We start from the raw sequence: 17318 nt of genomic DNA, 5'->3' as shown, positions 1-17318 counted from the left end.
GCTCATGCCGGTGATCCTGCGCCCGGGTCCAGGGCCATCACCACGTCCAGCAGCAGCCGCGCACCGAAGCCTGTGGCGCCGCGCGACCGCCAGGCGTCGTCGTCCTCGGACTGCATGGTCCCGGCCATGTCGATGTGCGCCCACGGGACGCCGCCCACGAACTCGTGGAGGAACAGGGCCGCCGTCGTGGCACCGGCGTACTTGCCGCCCATGTTCGAGAGATCCGCGACGTGGGAGTCGAGCTGCGGGCGGTAGCGGTGTTCGAGCGGCAGCTGCCAGACGCCCTCGTCCGTCCTGCGGCCGGCCTCCGCGACGCGGTCCAGCAGGGCCTGGTCGTTGCCGAAGAGCGCCGCGGTCCTCGTACCCAGGGCCATGAGGGCCGCGCCGGTCAGCGTGGCGATGTCGATGATGGCCCGGGGTGACTCCTCGGTGGCCAGGACCAGGGCATCGGACATCACGAGGCGCCCCTCGGCGTCGCTGTTCTTGATCTCCACGGTGGTCCCGCCGCGGATGGTGAGGACGTCGCCGAGCTTCATCGCGGAGCCCGAGGGCATGTTGTCGGTGCACATCAGGAAAGCCGTCACGGGGATCGGGCATCCGCTGTCCCGGAGGGCCGTCATCATCCCGACGATCGCCGCGGAACCGGCCATGTCCATCTTCATCGAGAAATGCATGGGGTCCGAGGGCTTCAGCGAGATGCCGCCCGAGTCGTACATGATCCCCTTCCCGACGAGGGCGAGGTGCTGCACCGGCGGACCGGGCGGCACGTAGCGCAGCATGATCATGCGCGGTTCCTCCGTGCTGCCGGCATTGACGCCGAGCAGGCCGCCGCATCCCATGGCGATGAGCTGGTCCTTATCGAAGGTCTCGGCCCCGAAACCGTAGGTCCCGGCCATACTCCGCGTGAGGTCCGCGAAGGCCACCGCGGTGAGGTGTCCCGGCGGGGTGTTGGCGAGGTCCCGGGCGATGTTCGTGGATCGTGCGGCGAGGCGCCCGGCCTCGGCTCCCTGCGTCGCCCCCGGGACGTCGGCCTCCGGCACCACGAGGCGGAGGGTCTCCAGGGGCACGACGTCGGGCGCGGACTTCAGTTCGGTGTAGCGGTAGCGGGCCAGGAGCACGCCCTCGACGACGGCTTTCCCCAGGGCTTCGGGTGCCAGGTCCAGCTCCGCGGGTGGTACGAACGACGCATTCCGGAAGCGGCTGGAGGCCCGGGCGAACGTCGCGGCGGTGTCGCGGAGCGCCGCCTCGTTCAAGTCCTCCACGGCGCCGCAGCCGACGAGGACGACGGCTGGTCCGGCCAGGTGCGGCAGCGCGAGCGCCTGGCCCGGCTTGCCCTCGAAGCCGGCGACGCGCAGCGACTCCTGCGTCATCCCGAGCCATTCGAGCCCACCGAGGCCGGGGCCGGTGGCATAACCGATGACGTCCGCCGAGCCGTCCGCGCTGCCGTCCGACGGGAGGTTGTCCTGTTCGCCGACCAGGATGCGGGTCCCCGGCTGGTGGTTCACTGAGGGGAGCGGGTCGAAGTCCGCGGCGATGAGCTTGTGGGAGGCGAAGGTCACGGGGCGCCACCCGTGATCGTCCTCGCCTTCAGCAGGGTGAACTCGTCCTCCGTCAGTGCCCCGGACGCGCGCAGCGCCGCGAGGCGTTCGAGCCGTGCGAGGACGTCCTCCGTCGCGGACGGGGAAGCCGGAGCGGCGGTCGGGCTGGGCGGCGGTGGCACCGGGGCAGGAGGCGGTGCGGCGGCCGCCTGGCCCCTGGCATTCACGGCGTTGGCGGTGGCCGCGGCCGTGCCGGTGATCACCGCCGTGCGCACGGCGGTTCCGGCGAGGCTGCGTCGTCGTCGTCCGAGGGCCATGATGCTGCTCCTTGCTCGTGGAAGGTGGGTGCGTCCGGCCGGCGGCCGGAGGATCGGTCAGGCCTGGGCGGCAGCGGGTTCGGTGCCCGGGCTGCCGGCGGTGACGGTCGGGGGGATGTCTCCGGGGAGCCAGGAGGGCAGGCGTCCGGCGGGTACCACGGCCAGGAGGGCGATGCCCGCGAGGCCGAGCAGCGAGAGGTTCAGTGCGCGGAGCCTCGACTCCTCGTTGATGCGCACGGCCTCGGCGACCTGCGCTTCGGTGGCGTCGGTGGCGCCGAGCACGTCCTCGAGCTGGTCGTTCGTGATGAAGTTGACCTCGTCGAGATCGACCTGCGCCTTCAGTGACGGCGGGATGGTCTCGTTGTCCACCAGGTTCGCGTTCACCAGGGCGCTCAGCGCCGTCACGGCGAAGACGCTCGCCACCGCGATCCCGATGCTGCCCGAGATGTTGTGGACGAGCCCCCGCCACGCGCCGACGTCACCGGCAAGGCGCTTGGGTGCGGCGGAGAGCAGGGTGTTGAAGACGAGGGCGACGATGGCCCCCTGGCCCAGGCCGAGGGTGACGAGTCCGACGACGACGAGGAACTGGCTCCAGTCGTTGCGGATGGTGAATGCGAGGAGGATCAGGGCCGCCGCGACGACGACGAACGCTGCGCGGGCGATGGTGCGCGGCGGGAAGCGCGTGTACAGGCCGGCCACGGCCGTGCTGGCGATGAAGATGGAGATGGTGTACGGGATGATGGCGATCGATGTCTGGAACCCGGTGCGGCCCTGCACCACCTGGATGTAGAGGGGGATCAGGAAGTTCGCCGCGGTCCCCACGAACAGCATGCACGCCATGCACACGGTGGTGGCACGTTCGGAGGCGCTCTTGAGGACCTCGAGGTCGAAGAGCTGCGGCGCTCCCTCGGCCTTCCGCTTCCGGAGCCACGCGAAGAAGCTCTGCCCGAAGACGGCACCGAGCACGATCAGGACGAGGGCCGGGGAGAGCCCGAGCACGGAGAACGGGGCCGAGGGGGTCGCGATCACCACGCCCCAGCTGTTCAGTCCGCTGAAGCCGAAGCTGAGGAGGATCACGGTCGCCGCAGCGAGGCCGGCGCCGGTCCAGTCGATGGTCATGCCGGTCTGCGGGGCGACGGGGGCCAGCCGGAGGGCCAGCAGGAAGTTGACGACGGCGAGGGCGACGACGAGCGCGAACGAGTAGCGCCAGCCGATCGTGGACGCGAAGGACCCGGCGAGCAGCAGGGCCAGGACCCCGGCGGCCGGGATGGCGGCGGCGAGGTACCCGATGGCACGCGCCTGCTGCTGGCCCGAGAAGTTCGCGGCGATCACGACGACGAGGGCCGGGGCGATGAGCGCGATCACGGCGCCCGAGAGCGCCTGCGCGGCGAACAGCATGACCGGGCTGACGCTCAGCGCCACGCCCGCCATGGCCGCGCCATGGATGACGAGCGCGATGCGCAGGATCCGCATGGACCCGAACTTCGCACCGAGCTGGGCGCCGAGGAGGATGAATGCCGCCATGGCGAAGGTGCCGGCGGTGATCGCCGTCCCGACGGTCGTGGCCGGGGTGTCGAGGTCACTGGTGATGCCCTGCATCGAGACCGTCAGCGCGTTCACCGCGAAGGAGGCCTGGATCTGCGTCAGCACGACGACGACGAGCGGCAGCCACGACGTCGTCCCCTCCTGGTCGGTTGCAGCCTCGCGGCCCGGTCGAGTCTTCATGAGGTACCTCCGTGGGAGCAGAATCGTGAACTGCCGGTTCGGTGCCGCAATGCTACGAGCGGACGCCGCCACCCTCGGGCGCCCCGTCGCTCGAATCGGGTCGCCCGGTCGCTGAATCACACTGTCCGTCGGTCGGAGGGCCGCGGGGAGAACAGCCTGGGGGGAACAGCTGGGGGAACAGCCTGGGCGGACCGTGCGCACGGTTTCCACCCCTGCACCCATCCGCGGGCCCGCCCGGATGCGACGGCGGGCCGTGTGCTCTACTGGGGGCATGACGCACAGGAGCGCGACGTCGCAGCCGGCGGAGGGAGCGCTGGCGGCGGCCGCCGGCGCCTACGAAGCGGCGTTGCCGGGACTGCGCGCGCAGTTCGCCATCGACGGCCTCGACCGGACGGGCGTGCCGACGTGGGCGACCTGGTGGCGGGGCGACGGTGCGGCGCTGGGCGGCGTCGGGTACGGTCCGTCCGCGGCGCAGGCGCGCGTCGGGGCTCTCGGCGAGACGGTGGAGAGCGCCTTCTCCCTCAGGGCACTCGCGGACCTCGAGCGGACGACGGCCTCGTACAGCGATCTCCGGCGCCGTCGGGGTGCGGCGGGGGTCGCCGATCCGCGGACCCTGGGGTTGCCGGCCGGCTCCGGCTACTCCGATGACATGGTGCTCACCTGGGTGCCACTGCGTCGTGCCCGCTCGGCCCCCGGCCCTGACGCCTCCGACATGCACGGCGGAGCGGACCTCGAACTCGACGGGGAGACCGTGCTCGTGCCCGTCGATCTCGTGGCGAGCAGCCCCTCGGAGCTGACCGACCGGGACCAGGGCGTGCGACTGCTGATGCCCGTCGCGAACGGGCTGGGCGCGGGGACGAGCCTGCGGCAGGCCGTCGTCCACGGCGTGCTCGAGATCCTGCAGCGCGACGGCAACGGCCTCACGTTCCGGGCTCTCGATCGGGGTGCCGTCGTCGCGCTGGGTCCCGACGACGGGGACGCCGAGACCCGCCAGGCGCTCGCCGCCCTCCGCGCGGCCGGGGTGGACGTGATGGTGAAGATCGCCTCGACCGACCGGGGCGTGCCCGATCTCTTCGTCGTCGGGCACGCACCCGGTGACGATCTCGTCGTCGCGACGGCATGCGGTGAGGCGGCGCATCCGGACCGGGAGGTGGCGTTGCGCAAGGCGGTCCTCGAGTTCGCCTCGGCCCGGGCGCGGAAGGCCTTCATTCACGGCCCGCTGGCCGCGGTCCGGGGTGTCGCGCCGCGGGACTACCTGGACGATGCGCTGTCAGTCGTGGAGCCGGCCGCCGAGGAGCCGCGGGTCCTCCACGCGACCGTGGGCTGGCTGACCGCGGGCCCTGAGCAGGAGGCAGCGGTGCGGGCGCGCCTGGCTGCCACCGTGTTCTCCCGCCGATCCACCGTGCGGTTCGGCGATCTGCCGACCCGCCCGGCCGCGGATCCGCTGGCGGTGATGGCCGGGCACGGTCTCGAGGTCCTCGTCGCGGATCTGACCCCGCCCGGGGCGACCGACGCCGGTGCGGCGCGGGCGGTCAAGGTCGTGGTGCCCGGGACCGAGGTGGAGACGGTGGCCTACGGCCGCATCGGTGAGGCAGGCGTGCGGAGACTGGTCGAGGACGGCCGCGACGACCTCGCGCGCGTGGGCACACGGCCCGAGGGTGACGGGTGGCGAGAGGTGATCCTGACCCCAGGGGCCTCGGAACGGCTCGGCGGGCCGGCGTGGCTGGATCGTGACGCCGTCGACGGCGTCGCCCGGGGGTTGCTGCCGCTGTACCGTGAGCCGGGACGGCACACTGCCCGCGTCCTCCTCGGTGAGCGCTAGTGCTTCCGACGGACCCGACGACGTGATGGCTACGGTGATGCGATGAGCACGCAGTCCCGCGCGGACGAGCTCGAGAGCTACATCCTCGATCAGGGTGGGAGACCCGGGGGAGCGCCGGTGGTGCTGCTCGACGACGCCGCCGTAGCGACAGGAGCGGATCCGTCCGGGCTGATCCCGGGCGTCTTCGACCCGCTCCCGGAACTGCTCCGGCGGCCCGCGCCGTTCTCGTACGAGGCCTACGTCCTGCAGAGCGTCCTCGGCGAGCTCCTGCTCGAGAGCGAGGGCGCCGGGTGGTCCCGGGCCGAGCTTCGCGCCGTCCCGCTGGTGACCCTGAACTTCCACGATGTCTCACCGGACCACCGCGAGGCGACGGACAGGCGGCTGGCCAAGCTGGCACGGCTCGGCGACCTCCTGGGCGACGGCGGCGACGGGGTGCTCCGCCCGCGCGTCGTCGTCCTCCTGTTCGACGGGTACAAGGATGCGGCCGAGATGGTCGTCCCGATCTGCGAGCGGCTCGGGCTCCGCGTCCTGATCCTGCCCATCGCGGTCGAGGTCGAGGACGACCGTGCAGGGACGCTGGGCGACGACGCGCTGATCCGGCTGGCTCGACGGCACGCGCTGGGTTTCCACACGCTCACCCATCGCGCGGCGGAGGAGATCACGCCCGCCACGGTGGTCGCCGAGGTGTCGGACGTCGTGCGCCGGCTGACCCGGATCGCCGGCCGGGCACCGCGCGTGGCCGCCTGGTGCGGTGGTGCCCGCTTCGACGACCGCCTGCTGGGGAACCGGCGACTGCGTGAGCTCGGGGTGACCGAGCTCGTCTCGAACTGGTCCTGGGAGACGATCCGGGACGGAACGCCCGGAACGCCCGGGACGGCCGGAACGCCCGGAACGCCCGGGACGCCCGGTCCGTCGGGTCCGCGGAATCCCTCGGATCCCTCCGCCGTGTCGCTGGACTGATGCCGGTCGGGCGTCCGATCCGGTCACCGGGACGGACGGCCATCGCCACCGTCGCGCCGATCGCGCAGAATCGAGGAACCGGTTCGGCGGAGAGCACGGCAAGGGAGCAGACGGACCGGCGAAGGAACGGGAGACGGGGCGGGTATGCCGGGTGATGTGCCAGCGGAGGTGCTGGAGGGTGTGACCTTCGTGCCGGCGAGCGGCGGACGCTGGGTGTGCCCCGGCGTCGACGGGCTGTCCCTGTCGCCCGTCCACGGTGACGATCCGGACGTGACGGTCCGGGCGAAGGCGGTCGGCGGCATGGTGGCCGCCACAACCACGCAGACCGCGCTCAGGGTGACCGCGGCCTCCGTGGGCCTGCGCGGGATGACGTACGTGGGTTTCGCGGCGCGGGGACGTGCGCGCGTCGCTCCCGCCGGATCCGCCGGCGTCCCCCTGCAGCAGGGGGAGGCGCTCATCCTCACGGAGCCGATCGATCTCGTGCTCGAGAGCAGCGTCCCCACCCGCTGGATCCACCTCCTCGTGCCGTCAGCCCGCCTCCGGCAGCGCGGGGTGGACCTGCGGGTCGGTGAGTGCCTCATCAGGCGCGGTGCGCTCGCGGGACCCGTGGCGGCCTTCGCATCCGCCCTCATCGACGCGCAGGACGGACGGAACGCCGTCAGTACCGTGGTGGCGGCGCGGGTGCTCGAGAACCTCCTTGTCGCCGTCTACGGAGACGGGCTCGGTGATGCCGATCCTCGGGCGGACCAACGGTGGCGCCTGCGCCGGGCGGCGATCGACCTCATCGACGAATCCTTCAGCGACCCGCTGCTGACTCCGGCGGCGGTCGCGGAGGTCGCCGGGGTGTCGCTGCGCCACCTCCAGCGCGCGTTCGAGGGCAGCGGGACGAGCATCGCCGCGGAGATCAGCCAGCGACGCACCGACAACGCCTGCATGCTGCTGTCCGCTCCGGCGTCACGTGAGCTGACCGTGAACGAGATCGCCCGACGGTCGGGATTCTCCTCGGCCTTCGAACTGCGCTCCCGCGTCAGGTCGAGGTTCGGCGTCCCGCCGTCGGAACTGCGGCGCACCCTGGGGGTGGGCGCCGACGTGTCACGCCGAGGGCAGGACCTGCGTCGGGGCGAGCATCCGGTAGGAGGACGTGGGCATGCCGAAGCGGTCGTCGAAAGCAGCACGTAGCTGGCCCGCGGAGGTGAAACCGGCACGGGCGGCGATGCGGCGGTCGCTCCGGTCCGGGCCCGTCAGGGTGTCGATGAGGGCCGCCGCGTAGTCGCTCCTGGCCCGGCGGATCTCGAGCGCGATCGTGGTGCCCGACCCCTCGAAGCTGCGCTGCAGGTGGCGCAGCGAGACGTTGAGCTCGAGCGCCACCAGGCGGGGGCGGAGCGCCGGGTCGGTGAACCGGCGCTGGACGATCGCGGCAGCGCGGGTCCTGAGGATCCCGCGGAGGGCGGCGCTGTCCATACTCGGCGGGTCGGCTTCGAGCAGCGTCCCGACGAGGAGTTCGACGAGGCTCCGCTCCGCTGCGCGTGCGGCGTCGAGGGGGGCCAGCGGAGGGGCACGGTGCAGGGCATAGGCGAACTCGCGGAGCGGCGCGAGGAGTGCGCCGTCCGCGCAGCTCCTCGCCACACCGCCGGGCAGGCGGACGCCGCGCCGGGAGAGCACGTTCAGGGGAAGCGTGAGGCGCAGCATCGCCGCGGGGCCGCCGCCGTCCAGGGTCAGTGCTCCTGCTGCGGCGGCGACAGCACCTCGATCCACGGGCACCATCGGGCCACGGCGACCCCGGAGGGCGACGGACCCGGAGAGGATGATGACCGCCTGCGCAGTGCCTTCCGCGGCGGCGAGCTGCAGCGGCGTCTCGGGTGCCACGGGGAGGTACGCGAGCGTCACGTCACCGACGACCGTCCGGCGTTCCGTGGGCGCCGCGGCGCTCCGACGGGCGGGAGGGGAGAGCCGCCCGACGGCAGCACCCGACGGGCCGGAGGGCCCGGAGGGGCCGGAACCGAGGTGATGAGGGGGCCCGCCGGGCCGTCGGGACGGCAGGACGCCGGTGCCCGGATGTGCCGGCATAGGTGCCCTCCCTCCCGGACGTCCCGCCGCCCGTGCTGCGGCACGGGAGCACCGCCTGGCGGAGTCCGTGCCGTCACCGATACCCCATGGTGAAGGGGAGGCAGGCTCCGCCGTATCACCTAGTGCGGGTGATTCCGCGCCGGTCCTGCTTCCGCGCCGGTCCTGCTTCCGCGCCGGTCCTGCTTCCACGCCGGCCCTGATCCCACGCCGGCTCTCCTGCCGGGGGCCCGGGCGGTTCAGGGCAGGCGCGAGGGCTGCAGGACGGAGGCGTGGGCCGCTCGGGCCGGATCCAGCTCCACGGGGCTGACGAGCACCGCCGGGCCGCGGTGGAGGGTCCCGCTGCCGACCGGACGGCACCGCAGCCCACCGCGTCCACGCATCGCCTTGTGGGCGCCGGGCGCCAGGACCCGGTCCATCCACGCGCAGGGGTGGGCGTGCCGGCCCCCGTGGAAGGCGACGGCCGAGCCTGCGGACTCCAGGACGAACCCGTGCCCGATGAGCGGAACCAGCTCGGCGCCGCGCAGCACCACGTTGCGGCGGGGGAGCAGCGGATCGAAGGGCGCGACCCCGAGCCCGGCGGCGATGGCTTCGAGGGACTCGATGGCGAACAGGGTCACCGCCGCGTCCATGTGCGCCGCCTTCCCGAAGAAGCGGTCACCGACGATCCCCTTGCCGGCCACGACCTCCACCGTCTCGGCGTCGGTGGTGGCCACGTCAGCCGCGCCGTCCCGGGCACGGCCGAAGTAGGCGTGCGCGGGAGACACGAGCAGGTGCAGGATCTCGACGTCGTACCGGAACTCATGCGTCATGGTGCCCACGCTAGCCCCCGCCGGCACCCACGACGCTCGGGACCGCGTCAGGCCTGTCCCGGTTGCGGTTCACGCTCCCCGTGGACGGCCCAGTGGCCCACGGACCGGGCCTTGTAGATGGCGGGGTTGTGCGAGGAGATGGTCCGCGCATTGCGCCAGTGCCGATCCAGCGCCCGCCCGGTGGACGTCGCCGACGCCCCGCCGACCTCGAACAGCTGGGTGGCCGCGGTCAGCGCCTGGTCGACGGCGACCAGCTGCGCCTGGCTGACCGCGATGTCGGCGGCGTCGACCGCAGGCCGGGCCGCGCTCGGCGCCGGGGTGCCGTCCTCCTCCCGACCGGGCGCCGGACGGTCCGCGTGGAGCGCCTCGTAGGCGGAGTCCAGGAGGTCGGCGGCGGCCAGCACGACGGCGTCCGCCGCGAAGGCGCGCCCGGTCAGCTCACCCACCACCTGCAGCACCTGCGGGTCCTCGCGCGGCAGCGGCGTCGGTGCGTTGACGTAGGACCGCGTGCGGGGCCGGACGAATGCCGCCGCGTCCTGCGCAGCGGCCCGGGCGATACCGGCGAGCGATGCGACCAGCACCAGCTGGAAGAACGCGGGCACGTGGCTCGGTGCGTCAGGTGAGAACGGGCGCACGTTCCGCGGATCCACGCGCACCTCCGTGAAATGGGTGGTCCCGCTGCCGGTCAGCCGCTGGCCGAAGCCGTCCCAGTCGTCGATCCGCTCCACGCCGGGAGCCGTGGCCCGCACCGCGTACCCGACGCGCTCGCCGTCGCGCACCGCGCTGCCGGCGATCCAGTCTGCGTACAGGCTGCCGGTGCTGTAGTACTTGCTGCCTGTGAGCGTCAGCGCGCCGTCCTGGGCGCTCGGGGAGGTCAGGGTCGTGCGGATGTCGCGCAGCGATATGCCGGTGAGCTCGCTCGAGGCGTTGCCGATCATCGTTCCCGCCGCGATGTCGAAGAGCCATCGGTCCCGATGCGCCGACGGCGGCTGGAGCAGCGTCCCCTCGACGTACGCGAAATGGCCGCGCCACAGCTGCGTGAGATTCGAATCGGCCACGGCCAGGTCGGTGAGGAGGGTGAAGAGCTGGCGCAGTGACGCTCCCGACCCGCCGTACTCCACGGGGACGCGCAGGGCGCCGAACCCCGCCTCCTTGAGGGCCGCCACCTCGTCGAAGGGCAGCACGCGGTCCTGCTCCCGGCGTGCCGCTCCTGCAGCGACGGCGTCGAACAGGGGGCGGAACCGCTCCCGGAGCGACGCCGTCGAGGGTGGGACGCCCTGCGGTGCGGGGTCGCCCGTCCGGGCCGGATCGATGGTGGTCGTGGACATGGCGTACTCCTAGGCGTAGGACGGGCTGGCGGGTGCGGCCGTTCCGGCAGCACCGGCGGCCGGGGACGCGGCGAGGGTCGCAGCCTCGCCGCCGAGGTTGGCGCCGTTCCGGTAGCGCGCACCGGGGTGCTGGTCGAAGAGGCGTGTCGTACCGGGGCCGAACAGGCGCTCGCGGAGCGTCGATTCCTCGTACGACCTGCGGTACAGCCCGCGCTTCTGCAGTTCGGGGACAACGAGTTCGACGAAGTCCTCGGCCGTCCCCGGGGTGAGGAACTGCCGCAGGTTGAACCCGTCGAGGTCCGTGCCCTCGACCCACCGCTCGATCTCGTCGGCGACCTCCGTGGGGGTCCCGATGGCTACGAAGGGGCCCCGGTCGAAGCGCGTGATGCGCTCGAGTGCCTCGCCGACGGTGGTCCCCGCAGGGTGGCGCCGGTTGCTGGGCCGGCGGTCGCGGCCGGGCCGGTCCTCGCGGGCGAGGATGTCGTCGATCACCTCGTCCGGCCGGTACGCCGCGAGGTCGATGCCCCCGCCGCCCGCGTGCGCGAGGTAGCCCTCGGCGCTGGACAGGCGCCGGTATTCGTCCGCCTTCCGCTGGGCGTCCTTGGAGGTCCTGCCGACGATGACGACGGCGCTCGCGAACGTCTTGATGTGATCCGCGCCCCGGCCGTTCGCGACGGCCAGCCGACGGAGGTCCGCGACGTTATCCCGGTAGGCCGCGGCATCCCGACCCCCGACGAACACGCCCTCGGCGTGCCGTGCGGCGAACGCCTTCCCCGCGACGGAGCTGCCCGCCTGGAACAGGACGGGTGTGCGCTGCAGGGAGGGGGCGCTCAGGTGCGGCCCGGCGACGGAGAAGTGCGTGCCCCGGTGGTCGATGTACCGGACCTTCGACGGATCGGTGTAGACGCGCCGCTCGCGGTCCTCGATCACCGCGTCGTCGTCCCAGGACCCCTCCCACAGCTTGTACAGGACGTCGAGGTACTCGTCCGCGATGGCGTAGCGCTGGTCGTGCTCCACCTCGTCGGCCAGCCCGAAGTTCCGGGCCGCGTTGGGGAGGTAGGACGTGACGATGTTCCAGCCGAACCGTCCCTTCGTCAGGTGGTCGAGGGTGGATGCGCGGCGCGCGAAGGCGAACGGCGGCTCGTACGTCGTGGAGAACGTGGCCGCGAAGCCCAGGTGTTCGGTGACGGCGGCCATCGCCGGGATGACCAGCAGGGGATCGTTGCTGGGGATCTGGACGGCCTCGCGCAGGGCCGTCTCGGGACCGCCCCGGTACCCGTCGTACGTGCCGATCACGTCGGCGAGGAAGACGCTGTCGAAGAGCCCGGCCTCGAGCAGCTTCGCGGTCTCCACCCAGAAGTCGAGGTCGTTGAAGCGGTGGCGGTTGTTCTCCGGGTGGACCCAGAGACCGTGGGAGATGTGCCCCACGCAGTTCATCTCGAAGAGGTTGAAGGCGATCTGGCGTGTCATGAGCGGGGGATGTCCTTCCGGGCGGCGGGGAGTTCGGGGATGGCGTTGATGAGTCTGCGCGTGTACTCGTGTGCGGGATTATCGAAGACCCCGGCGACGGACCCGTGGTCGAGGACACCGCCGTCCTTCAGCACCAGCACCTCACGGCTGACGTGCTGGATCACCCCGAGATCGTGGGAGATGAAGAGGTAGCTGAGTCCGAAGCGCTCCTGGAGGTCCGCCAGGAGGTCGAGGATGCGGGCCTGCACCGTGATGTCGAGCGCGGAGACGGGCTCGTCGCAGATGATGGTCTCCGGTTCGGCGGCCAGGGCGCGGGCGATGGCGACGCGCTGGCGCTGGCCTCCCGAGAGTTCGAGGGGACGGCTGCGGGCCCTGTCCGCCGGAAGGCCCACGAGGTCGAGCAGTTCGAGGACCCGACCGGCCAGCGCGTTCCGCGGGGTGCCGGCAGCGGCGGCGGCCTGTCCGATCACCTGCCGCACGGTCTTCCGCGGATCGAACGACTGCAGCGGGTCCTGATAGATCATCTGCACCGAGCGGCGTGCTGCGAGGTCCCGGGTACTCCGGTGCTCGGCCCACGTGCGCCCGCGGACGCGGACGGTACCCGCGTCGGGTGCCTCGACACCCAGCGCGATGCGTGCCACAGTGCTCTTGCCGCTCCCGGACTCCCCGACGATCCCCAGCGTGGATCCTCCCGGCAGCGTGAAGGAGACGCCGTCGACCGCCGTGCGACTGCTGCCGCCGGGGCCGGGGAAGGCCTTGGTGAGTCCCTCGACCGCCAGGGCAGGCGGGGCAGGCGGGTTCGGCGCGTCGCGGGACGGGGTGGACGGCGTCGCGTCGCCGCGTTCCGGTCGGCCCGTCACCGTGAGGCGCCGTCCACGGGACGACCGCGACGGGATGGCCGCGAGCAGCCCTTGCGTGTAGGGGTGGCGGGGGTCCTGCAGGACGGCCCCGACGCTGCCCTCCTCGACGATCACGCCGTCGCGCATGACGGCGACGCGGTCGGCGAGGTCCGCGACGACGGCGAGGTCGTGGCTGACCACGAGCATCGCCGTCCTGCCGCCCTTCAGGCCGCCGAGCAGGCGGAGGACCTGTGCCGCGATGGTGGCGTCCAGCGCCGTCGTGGGTTCGTCGGCGATGAGGAAGCCCGGGTCCGCGGCGATCGCGGAGGCGATGAGGGCCCGCTGGCGGAGCCCGCCGGACAACTGGTGCGGGTACTGGCCGGCCCGGAGCTCAGGATCGGGGACGCCCACGGAGGCGAGGAGTTCGACGACGCGGGTCCGTCGGGCGCCCCGGTCGAGGTCGCCGTGCAGGCGGAGGACCTCTCCCACCTCGTCGCCCACCGTGCGCAGGGAGTCGAGGGATGACAGGGCGTCCTGCAGGATGAACCCTGCCTCCCTGCCTCGGATGCGGGTCCACTGGCGTTCGCCCCACGTGGAGGCGTCCTGGCCGTTGAAGCGCTGGGTGCGGGACCGGACCTGGGCGCCGGGACCGGTGAGTCCCACGAGGGTGCGGGCCGTGACGGATTTCCCGGATCCGGACTCGCCGACGAGCGCGAGGCACTCGCCCGGCCGGATGGACAGGCTGAGGTCGTGGATGACCTCCCGACGGTGGACGCCGCGGCCGAACCCCACGGAGAGTCCGTCGAGTTCGACGACGGGGGCGGCCGGCACGAGCGCCCCCGTCGCGTCGGGGGAGTCGGGGGAGTCGGGGGAGTCGGTGGGGCCGGTCAGGGCTGTGGAGCTCATGCGAGCCTCCCTTCGGCACGGCGTCGGAGCTCGCGCCCGATCACGGTGATGGACAGCACGGTGGCCACGAGGAACGCGGCGGGGAAGGTGATCATCCAGGGTGCGTTCGAGATGAAGTTGCGGCCTGCGGAGAGCATCGCCCCCCACTCGGGGGCGGGGGGCGGTGTCCCGAGTCCGAGGAAGCTCAGGGAGGCGCCGGCCCCGATCGCCGAACCGATGCCGATGGTGGCGAGGACGAGGACGGGCTTGATGACGTTCGGCACGGTGTGCGCCAGGAGGATCCGCCAGGCCGGGAGGCCGAGCGTGCGGGCGGCCTCGACGTAGCCCGACCGGCGGACGAGGTGCGCCTGCGCCCGCGTGATCCGGGCGTAGTAGGCGATGCTGCCGGCCCCGATCGCGAGGATCGCGTTCTCCGTGCCGCCGCCGATGATGCCGATGACCACGAGCGCGAGCAGGATCTCGGGGATGGCGAGGGTGACGTCGAGGAACCGCATCACGGAGGCCTCGACGAATCGTCCGTTGAGCCCGGCGAGGAGGCCGATGGCCGTCCCGCCGATCACGCCGATGGCCGTCGCGCCGACGCCGATGTACAGCGACGTGGCGGCACCGTGCACGATCCGCGTGTAGTTGTCGGCACCCGAATCGTCCGTACCGAACCAGGCGGCGGCGCCGGGCGCCTGGAAGCTTTTGGCCGGATCCACGGCGTACGGGTCGGCGGATGCCAGGAGGCCCGGGGCCAGGACCGCCACGGCCAGCCACAGGAGGAACGCGGAGGCCAGCAGGATGCCGGGGCGGATCCGCCACCGGCGGCGCCGTACCCGGCCGGGGCCGGCCAGGGCCGTCCCTCGGGCGGGGAGCGCCGCGGGCGGGGCGACGGCGGGTGGGATGGTGCGCGAGGCGATGCTCATGCGGTCACCACTTTCGGGTCGATGAACGTGTATAGGAGGTCGATCACGAGATTCACGACGACGTAGACCGCGGCTGAGAGGAGCACGATCCCGATGATGACCGGCAGGTCCTTGTTGTAGACCGACGCCAGCGTGAGGGATCCGATGCCCTGCCGGCTGAAGAGGGCCTCGACGACCACCGACCCGCCGAGCAGGGCGGCGACGACGAACCCGGACATGGTCATGACCGGGATGGCCGCGTGCCGGAGGGCGTGCCGGATCCGCACCGGGAGATCGCGCATGCCGCGGGACCGGGCGGTCAGGATGAACGGCTGCTCCAGGACGTCCTCGAGCTCGTTCCGCAGGACCTGCGACAGGGTGCCGAAGATCGCGAGGGCGAGGGTGAGGGCCGGCAGGATCAGCGCGGCCGGCCCCTGGTTCCCGCCGATGGGGAACCAGCGCAGGGTGAACGAGAAGACGATCAGCAGCGCGAAGCCGATGATGAACGTCGGCGTCGCGGCGAGGACCACCTCGATCCCGGAGACGATCGAGCGGAGCCACGGGGCCCGCTGCGCGGACAGGATCGCCACCGCGAAGGTCAGCGGCAGGGCGAGGACGACGGCGGCCGCCGCCAGCGCCGCCGTCGCGCCGATCTGCTGCCCGATGGCCTCCGTGACGGGCAGGCGCAGCCTGTAGGACTGCCCGAGGTCGCCCTGGAGCAGGTTGCCGAGGTAGCTGCCGTACTGGACGATGAACGGCTGGTCGAGGAGGTAGTCGCTGCGGACCTGCGCAAGCGTCTCGGCCGTGGGCCGCGCATCGGGTCCGCCGAGGATCAGCAGTGCCGTGTCGCCGGGAATCAGGTAGACCGCGAGGAACGTGAGCGTCGCTGCCCCCCAGAGGACACCGAGGCCGACGGCGAGTCGCGTGAGGACCCGTCGGAGCACGGCCACCTACTCGGCCTTCCAGGCGTAGGTGAGGACCGGCACCGGGTGGGAGGTGTCCACGGCGACGTCGTGGACGGTATTCGCGTAGGCGAACTGGCTCGGGTTCTCGTAGAGGGGCACGCCCGGCACGATCTCGAGCAGTCGGTGCTGGGCCTCCGAGTAGGCCTCCTCGGCCACGGGGCCGTCGTCGGCCTCACGGGCCGTGGAGAGCAGCTCGTCGAGTTCCGGATCGTTGACGTAGGAGGAGTTCTGGCCGATCCGCTCGCCCGTGATCTCGGAGGAGTGGTACCGGATGAACAGGACGTCGGTGGTGTTGGTGTGCCAGACGCCGGCGAGGGCGTCGTAGTCGCCCGCGTAGCGGAGCTCGGTCAACTGGGCCTGGGGGAGCTGGATGATCCGGACGTCGAAGCCGACCTTCCGCGCCTCTCCCTGCAGCTGCACGAGCAGCGGGCTCGGGGTCGAACTCTCGACCGTGGGCACCTCGACCGTCAGCCGCTTCCCGTCCCTGGTGCGGAAGCCCTCGTCGTCCCGACCGGCCCAGCCGGCGCCGTCGAGGAGCTGGTTCGCCCGTTCGGGGTCGTAGGTCAGGACGCCCTCGACGGACGGGTCGTAGTACTTGCTCTCCTTCGACAGGAAGCTGTCGATCGGCGTGTAGGTGCCGAAGCCGAGGCTCTCCGTGACGGCCTTCGTGTCCACGGCGGCCGCGAACGCCTGCCGCACCGCGAGGTCGTCGAACGGGGCACGGCTGAGGTTGAAGCCGAGCACGTACGGGCTGCCGGTGCGGGGCAGGTTCTCGTACGTGAAGTTCGGATCCGCCTGCACGGCGGCGGCGTTCTGCGGCGCGAGGTTCTCCGTCAGGTCGTACTGGCCCGAGACGAGCGACTGGTGGCGGATGACGGGTTCGCTGACGAGGGTGACCTCCACGCCGTCGAGGTACGCCTCGCCGTCGCCCTCGAGCCATTCCGGCGCCCAGTCGTACCCTTCGCGCCTGGTGTAGCTGATGCTCTGGCCGGGCTCGTAGTCGGCGACGGTGAACGGACCGGTGCCGACCGGCTTCTGGCACAGTGTCTCCGGCGCCTCGGTGATGGCCTTGCCCGAGTTCATGCCGAGCCAGGACTGCGCGAGCGTGTAGAGGAAGGGCGTGTAGGGGTAGGCGAGATGGGCCTCGAACGTGTAGTCGTCGACCACCGTGCCGTCCACGTACGGGGCGATGTACGCGGCGGCGAGCGGTGACTTCGTGGCGGGGTCCCTCATGTGCTCGAAGTTCTGCCCGAGGACCTCCGCGTCCCACGGTGAGCCGTCGCTGAAGGTGACACCCTGCCTGAGGTGGAACGTGTACGTTCTGCCGTCCTCCGAGACGTCCCAGGACTCCGCCAGGTAGGGCGCGACATCCCCGTTCTCGTCGAGGGTCACCACGTTGTCGTAGATCAGGCGGCCGAGGAACTGCTGCTGTGTCGCGGAGATGCCGTGGCCGTCGAGGCAGCCCGGCTCGGCCGAGATGGACACGTCCAGGATGCCGCCGGACACCGGCTCCCCGCTCGTCGCGGAGGATGGGGCTGCCGGCCCGGCGCAGCCGGTCAGCAGGGCGAGAAGGCCGACGGCGGACAGCGCCGTGACCTGTCCGAACAGCTTTCGATTTCGGGCAGGGCGAAGTACGGATGCATTCATGAAGAATTCCTCGGGTGCATTCTGGCGCAGCGCACAGC

Annotated in this window: 14 protein-coding genes; 3 read left to right on the top strand and 11 right to left on the bottom strand. The window is 72.2% G+C overall.

What is annotated here, in order from left to right; translation table 11 throughout:
- Nucleotides 1–2: 2 nt before the first annotated feature.
- Genes QFZ50_RS06815 through QFZ50_RS06805 form a run of 3 tightly spaced genes read right to left on the bottom strand, consistent with a single transcriptional unit; the run spans nt 3 to nt 3580 of the window.
- Nucleotides 3–1559 (bottom strand): leucyl aminopeptidase, encoded by a 1557-nt coding sequence (locus QFZ50_RS06815; RefSeq protein WP_307082990.1) that lies wholly within the window; start codon nt 1557–1559, stop codon nt 3–5.
- Nucleotides 1556–1855 carry an SHOCT domain-containing protein gene (locus QFZ50_RS06810; protein WP_307082989.1) on the bottom strand — a complete coding sequence of 100 codons (300 nt, stop codon included), beginning with the start codon at nt 1853–1855 and terminating at the stop codon, nt 1556–1558. Before QFZ50_RS06810 ends, QFZ50_RS06815 begins: the two co-directional genes overlap by 4 nt.
- A 57-nt stretch (nt 1856–1912) precedes the next feature.
- Nucleotides 1913–3580 (bottom strand): MFS transporter, encoded by a 1668-nt coding sequence (locus QFZ50_RS06805; protein ID WP_307082988.1) that lies wholly within the window; start codon nt 3578–3580, stop codon nt 1913–1915.
- Nucleotides 3581–3851: 271 nt separating this feature from the next.
- Between QFZ50_RS06805 and QFZ50_RS06800 the strand changes: the two genes are divergently transcribed.
- From QFZ50_RS06800 to QFZ50_RS06790, 3 genes are all read left to right on the top strand, one after another.
- A complete protein-coding gene (locus tag QFZ50_RS06800; protein WP_307082987.1) occupies nt 3852–5402 on the top strand; it encodes a YcaO-like family protein in 1551 nt (516 codons plus the stop codon).
- A gap of 42 nt (nt 5403–5444) precedes the next feature.
- Complete coding sequence (locus QFZ50_RS06795; protein ID WP_307082986.1) at nt 5445–6362, top strand: polysaccharide deacetylase family protein; 918 nt, start codon at nt 5445–5447, stop codon at nt 6360–6362.
- Nucleotides 6363–6542: 180 nt separating this feature from the next.
- Nucleotides 6543–7541: a helix-turn-helix domain-containing protein gene (locus QFZ50_RS06790; protein WP_307082985.1), complete on the top strand. Its 999-nt coding sequence runs from the start codon at nt 6543–6545 to the stop codon at nt 7539–7541.
- Here the strand turns inward: QFZ50_RS06790 and QFZ50_RS06785 are convergent.
- The 8 genes from QFZ50_RS06785 to QFZ50_RS06750 all read right to left on the bottom strand — a co-directional run bounded on the left by QFZ50_RS06785 (nt 7455) and on the right by QFZ50_RS06750 (nt 17280).
- Complete coding sequence (locus tag QFZ50_RS06785; RefSeq protein ID WP_307082984.1) at nt 7455–8429, bottom strand: helix-turn-helix domain-containing protein; 975 nt, start codon at nt 8427–8429, stop codon at nt 7455–7457. The genes QFZ50_RS06790 and QFZ50_RS06785 overlap by 87 nt on opposite strands.
- A 236-nt stretch (nt 8430–8665) precedes the next feature.
- A complete protein-coding gene (locus QFZ50_RS06780) occupies nt 8666–9238 on the bottom strand; it encodes a molybdenum cofactor biosysynthesis protein (RefSeq protein ID WP_307082983.1) in 573 nt (190 codons plus the stop codon).
- Nucleotides 9239–9285: 47 nt separating this feature from the next.
- Nucleotides 9286–10566, bottom strand: a complete 1281-nt coding sequence (locus tag QFZ50_RS06775; RefSeq protein WP_307082982.1) for an acyl-CoA dehydrogenase family protein — start codon at nt 10564–10566, stop codon at nt 9286–9288.
- A gap of 9 nt (nt 10567–10575) precedes the next feature.
- Nucleotides 10576–12036, bottom strand: coding sequence for an LLM class flavin-dependent oxidoreductase (locus QFZ50_RS06770; protein ID WP_307082981.1), 1461 nt, complete (start codon nt 12034–12036; stop codon nt 10576–10578).
- Nucleotides 12033–13781, bottom strand: coding sequence for a dipeptide ABC transporter ATP-binding protein (locus tag QFZ50_RS06765; protein WP_307082980.1), 1749 nt, complete (start codon nt 13779–13781; stop codon nt 12033–12035). The genes QFZ50_RS06770 and QFZ50_RS06765 overlap by 4 nt, the downstream gene beginning before the upstream one ends.
- Nucleotides 13778–14689: an ABC transporter permease gene (locus QFZ50_RS06760; protein ID WP_307082979.1), complete on the bottom strand. Its 912-nt coding sequence runs from the start codon at nt 14687–14689 to the stop codon at nt 13778–13780. Before QFZ50_RS06760 ends, QFZ50_RS06765 begins: the two co-directional genes overlap by 4 nt.
- Nucleotides 14686–15618 (bottom strand): ABC transporter permease, encoded by a 933-nt coding sequence (locus QFZ50_RS06755; protein WP_307082978.1) that lies wholly within the window; start codon nt 15616–15618, stop codon nt 14686–14688. The genes QFZ50_RS06760 and QFZ50_RS06755 overlap by 4 nt, the downstream gene beginning before the upstream one ends.
- Nucleotides 15619–17280 carry an ABC transporter substrate-binding protein gene (locus tag QFZ50_RS06750; RefSeq protein WP_307082977.1) on the bottom strand — a complete coding sequence of 554 codons (1662 nt, stop codon included), beginning with the start codon at nt 17278–17280 and terminating at the stop codon, nt 15619–15621.
- Nucleotides 17281–17318 lie beyond the last annotated feature (38 nt).

The organism is Arthrobacter agilis (assembly GCF_030816075.1).
Classification (GTDB): domain Bacteria; phylum Actinomycetota; class Actinomycetes; order Actinomycetales; family Micrococcaceae; genus Arthrobacter_D; species Arthrobacter_D agilis_E.
Note: the sequence above shows the minus strand (reverse complement) of the source record. Positions and strands in the feature narration are given on the sequence as shown.

Excerpts from the sequence above, each read along its gene's own strand:
- QFZ50_RS06785 (WP_307082984.1), bottom strand. The coding sequence starts at position 8,429 with ATGCCGGCACATCCGGGCACCGGCGTCCTGCCGTCCCGACGGCCCGGC.
- QFZ50_RS06810 (WP_307082989.1), bottom strand. The coding sequence starts at position 1,855 with ATGGCCCTCGGACGACGACGACGCAGCCTCGCCGGAACCGCCGTGCGC.
- QFZ50_RS06760 (WP_307082979.1), bottom strand. The coding sequence starts at position 14,689 with ATGAGCATCGCCTCGCGCACCATCCCACCCGCCGTCGCCCCGCCCGCG.
- QFZ50_RS06800 (WP_307082987.1), top strand. The coding sequence starts at position 3,852 with ATGACGCACAGGAGCGCGACGTCGCAGCCGGCGGAGGGAGCGCTGGCG.
- QFZ50_RS06805 (WP_307082988.1), bottom strand. The coding sequence starts at position 3,580 with ATGAAGACTCGACCGGGCCGCGAGGCTGCAACCGACCAGGAGGGGACG.
- QFZ50_RS06765 (WP_307082980.1), bottom strand. The coding sequence starts at position 13,781 with ATGAGCTCCACAGCCCTGACCGGCCCCACCGACTCCCCCGACTCCCCC.
- QFZ50_RS06775 (WP_307082982.1), bottom strand. The coding sequence starts at position 10,566 with ATGTCCACGACCACCATCGATCCGGCCCGGACGGGCGACCCCGCACCG.
- QFZ50_RS06795 (WP_307082986.1), top strand. The coding sequence starts at position 5,445 with ATGAGCACGCAGTCCCGCGCGGACGAGCTCGAGAGCTACATCCTCGAT.
- QFZ50_RS06780 (WP_307082983.1), bottom strand. The coding sequence starts at position 9,238 with ATGACGCATGAGTTCCGGTACGACGTCGAGATCCTGCACCTGCTCGTG.
- QFZ50_RS06770 (WP_307082981.1), bottom strand. The coding sequence starts at position 12,036 with ATGACACGCCAGATCGCCTTCAACCTCTTCGAGATGAACTGCGTGGGG.
- QFZ50_RS06750 (WP_307082977.1), bottom strand. The coding sequence starts at position 17,280 with ATGAATGCATCCGTACTTCGCCCTGCCCGAAATCGAAAGCTGTTCGGA.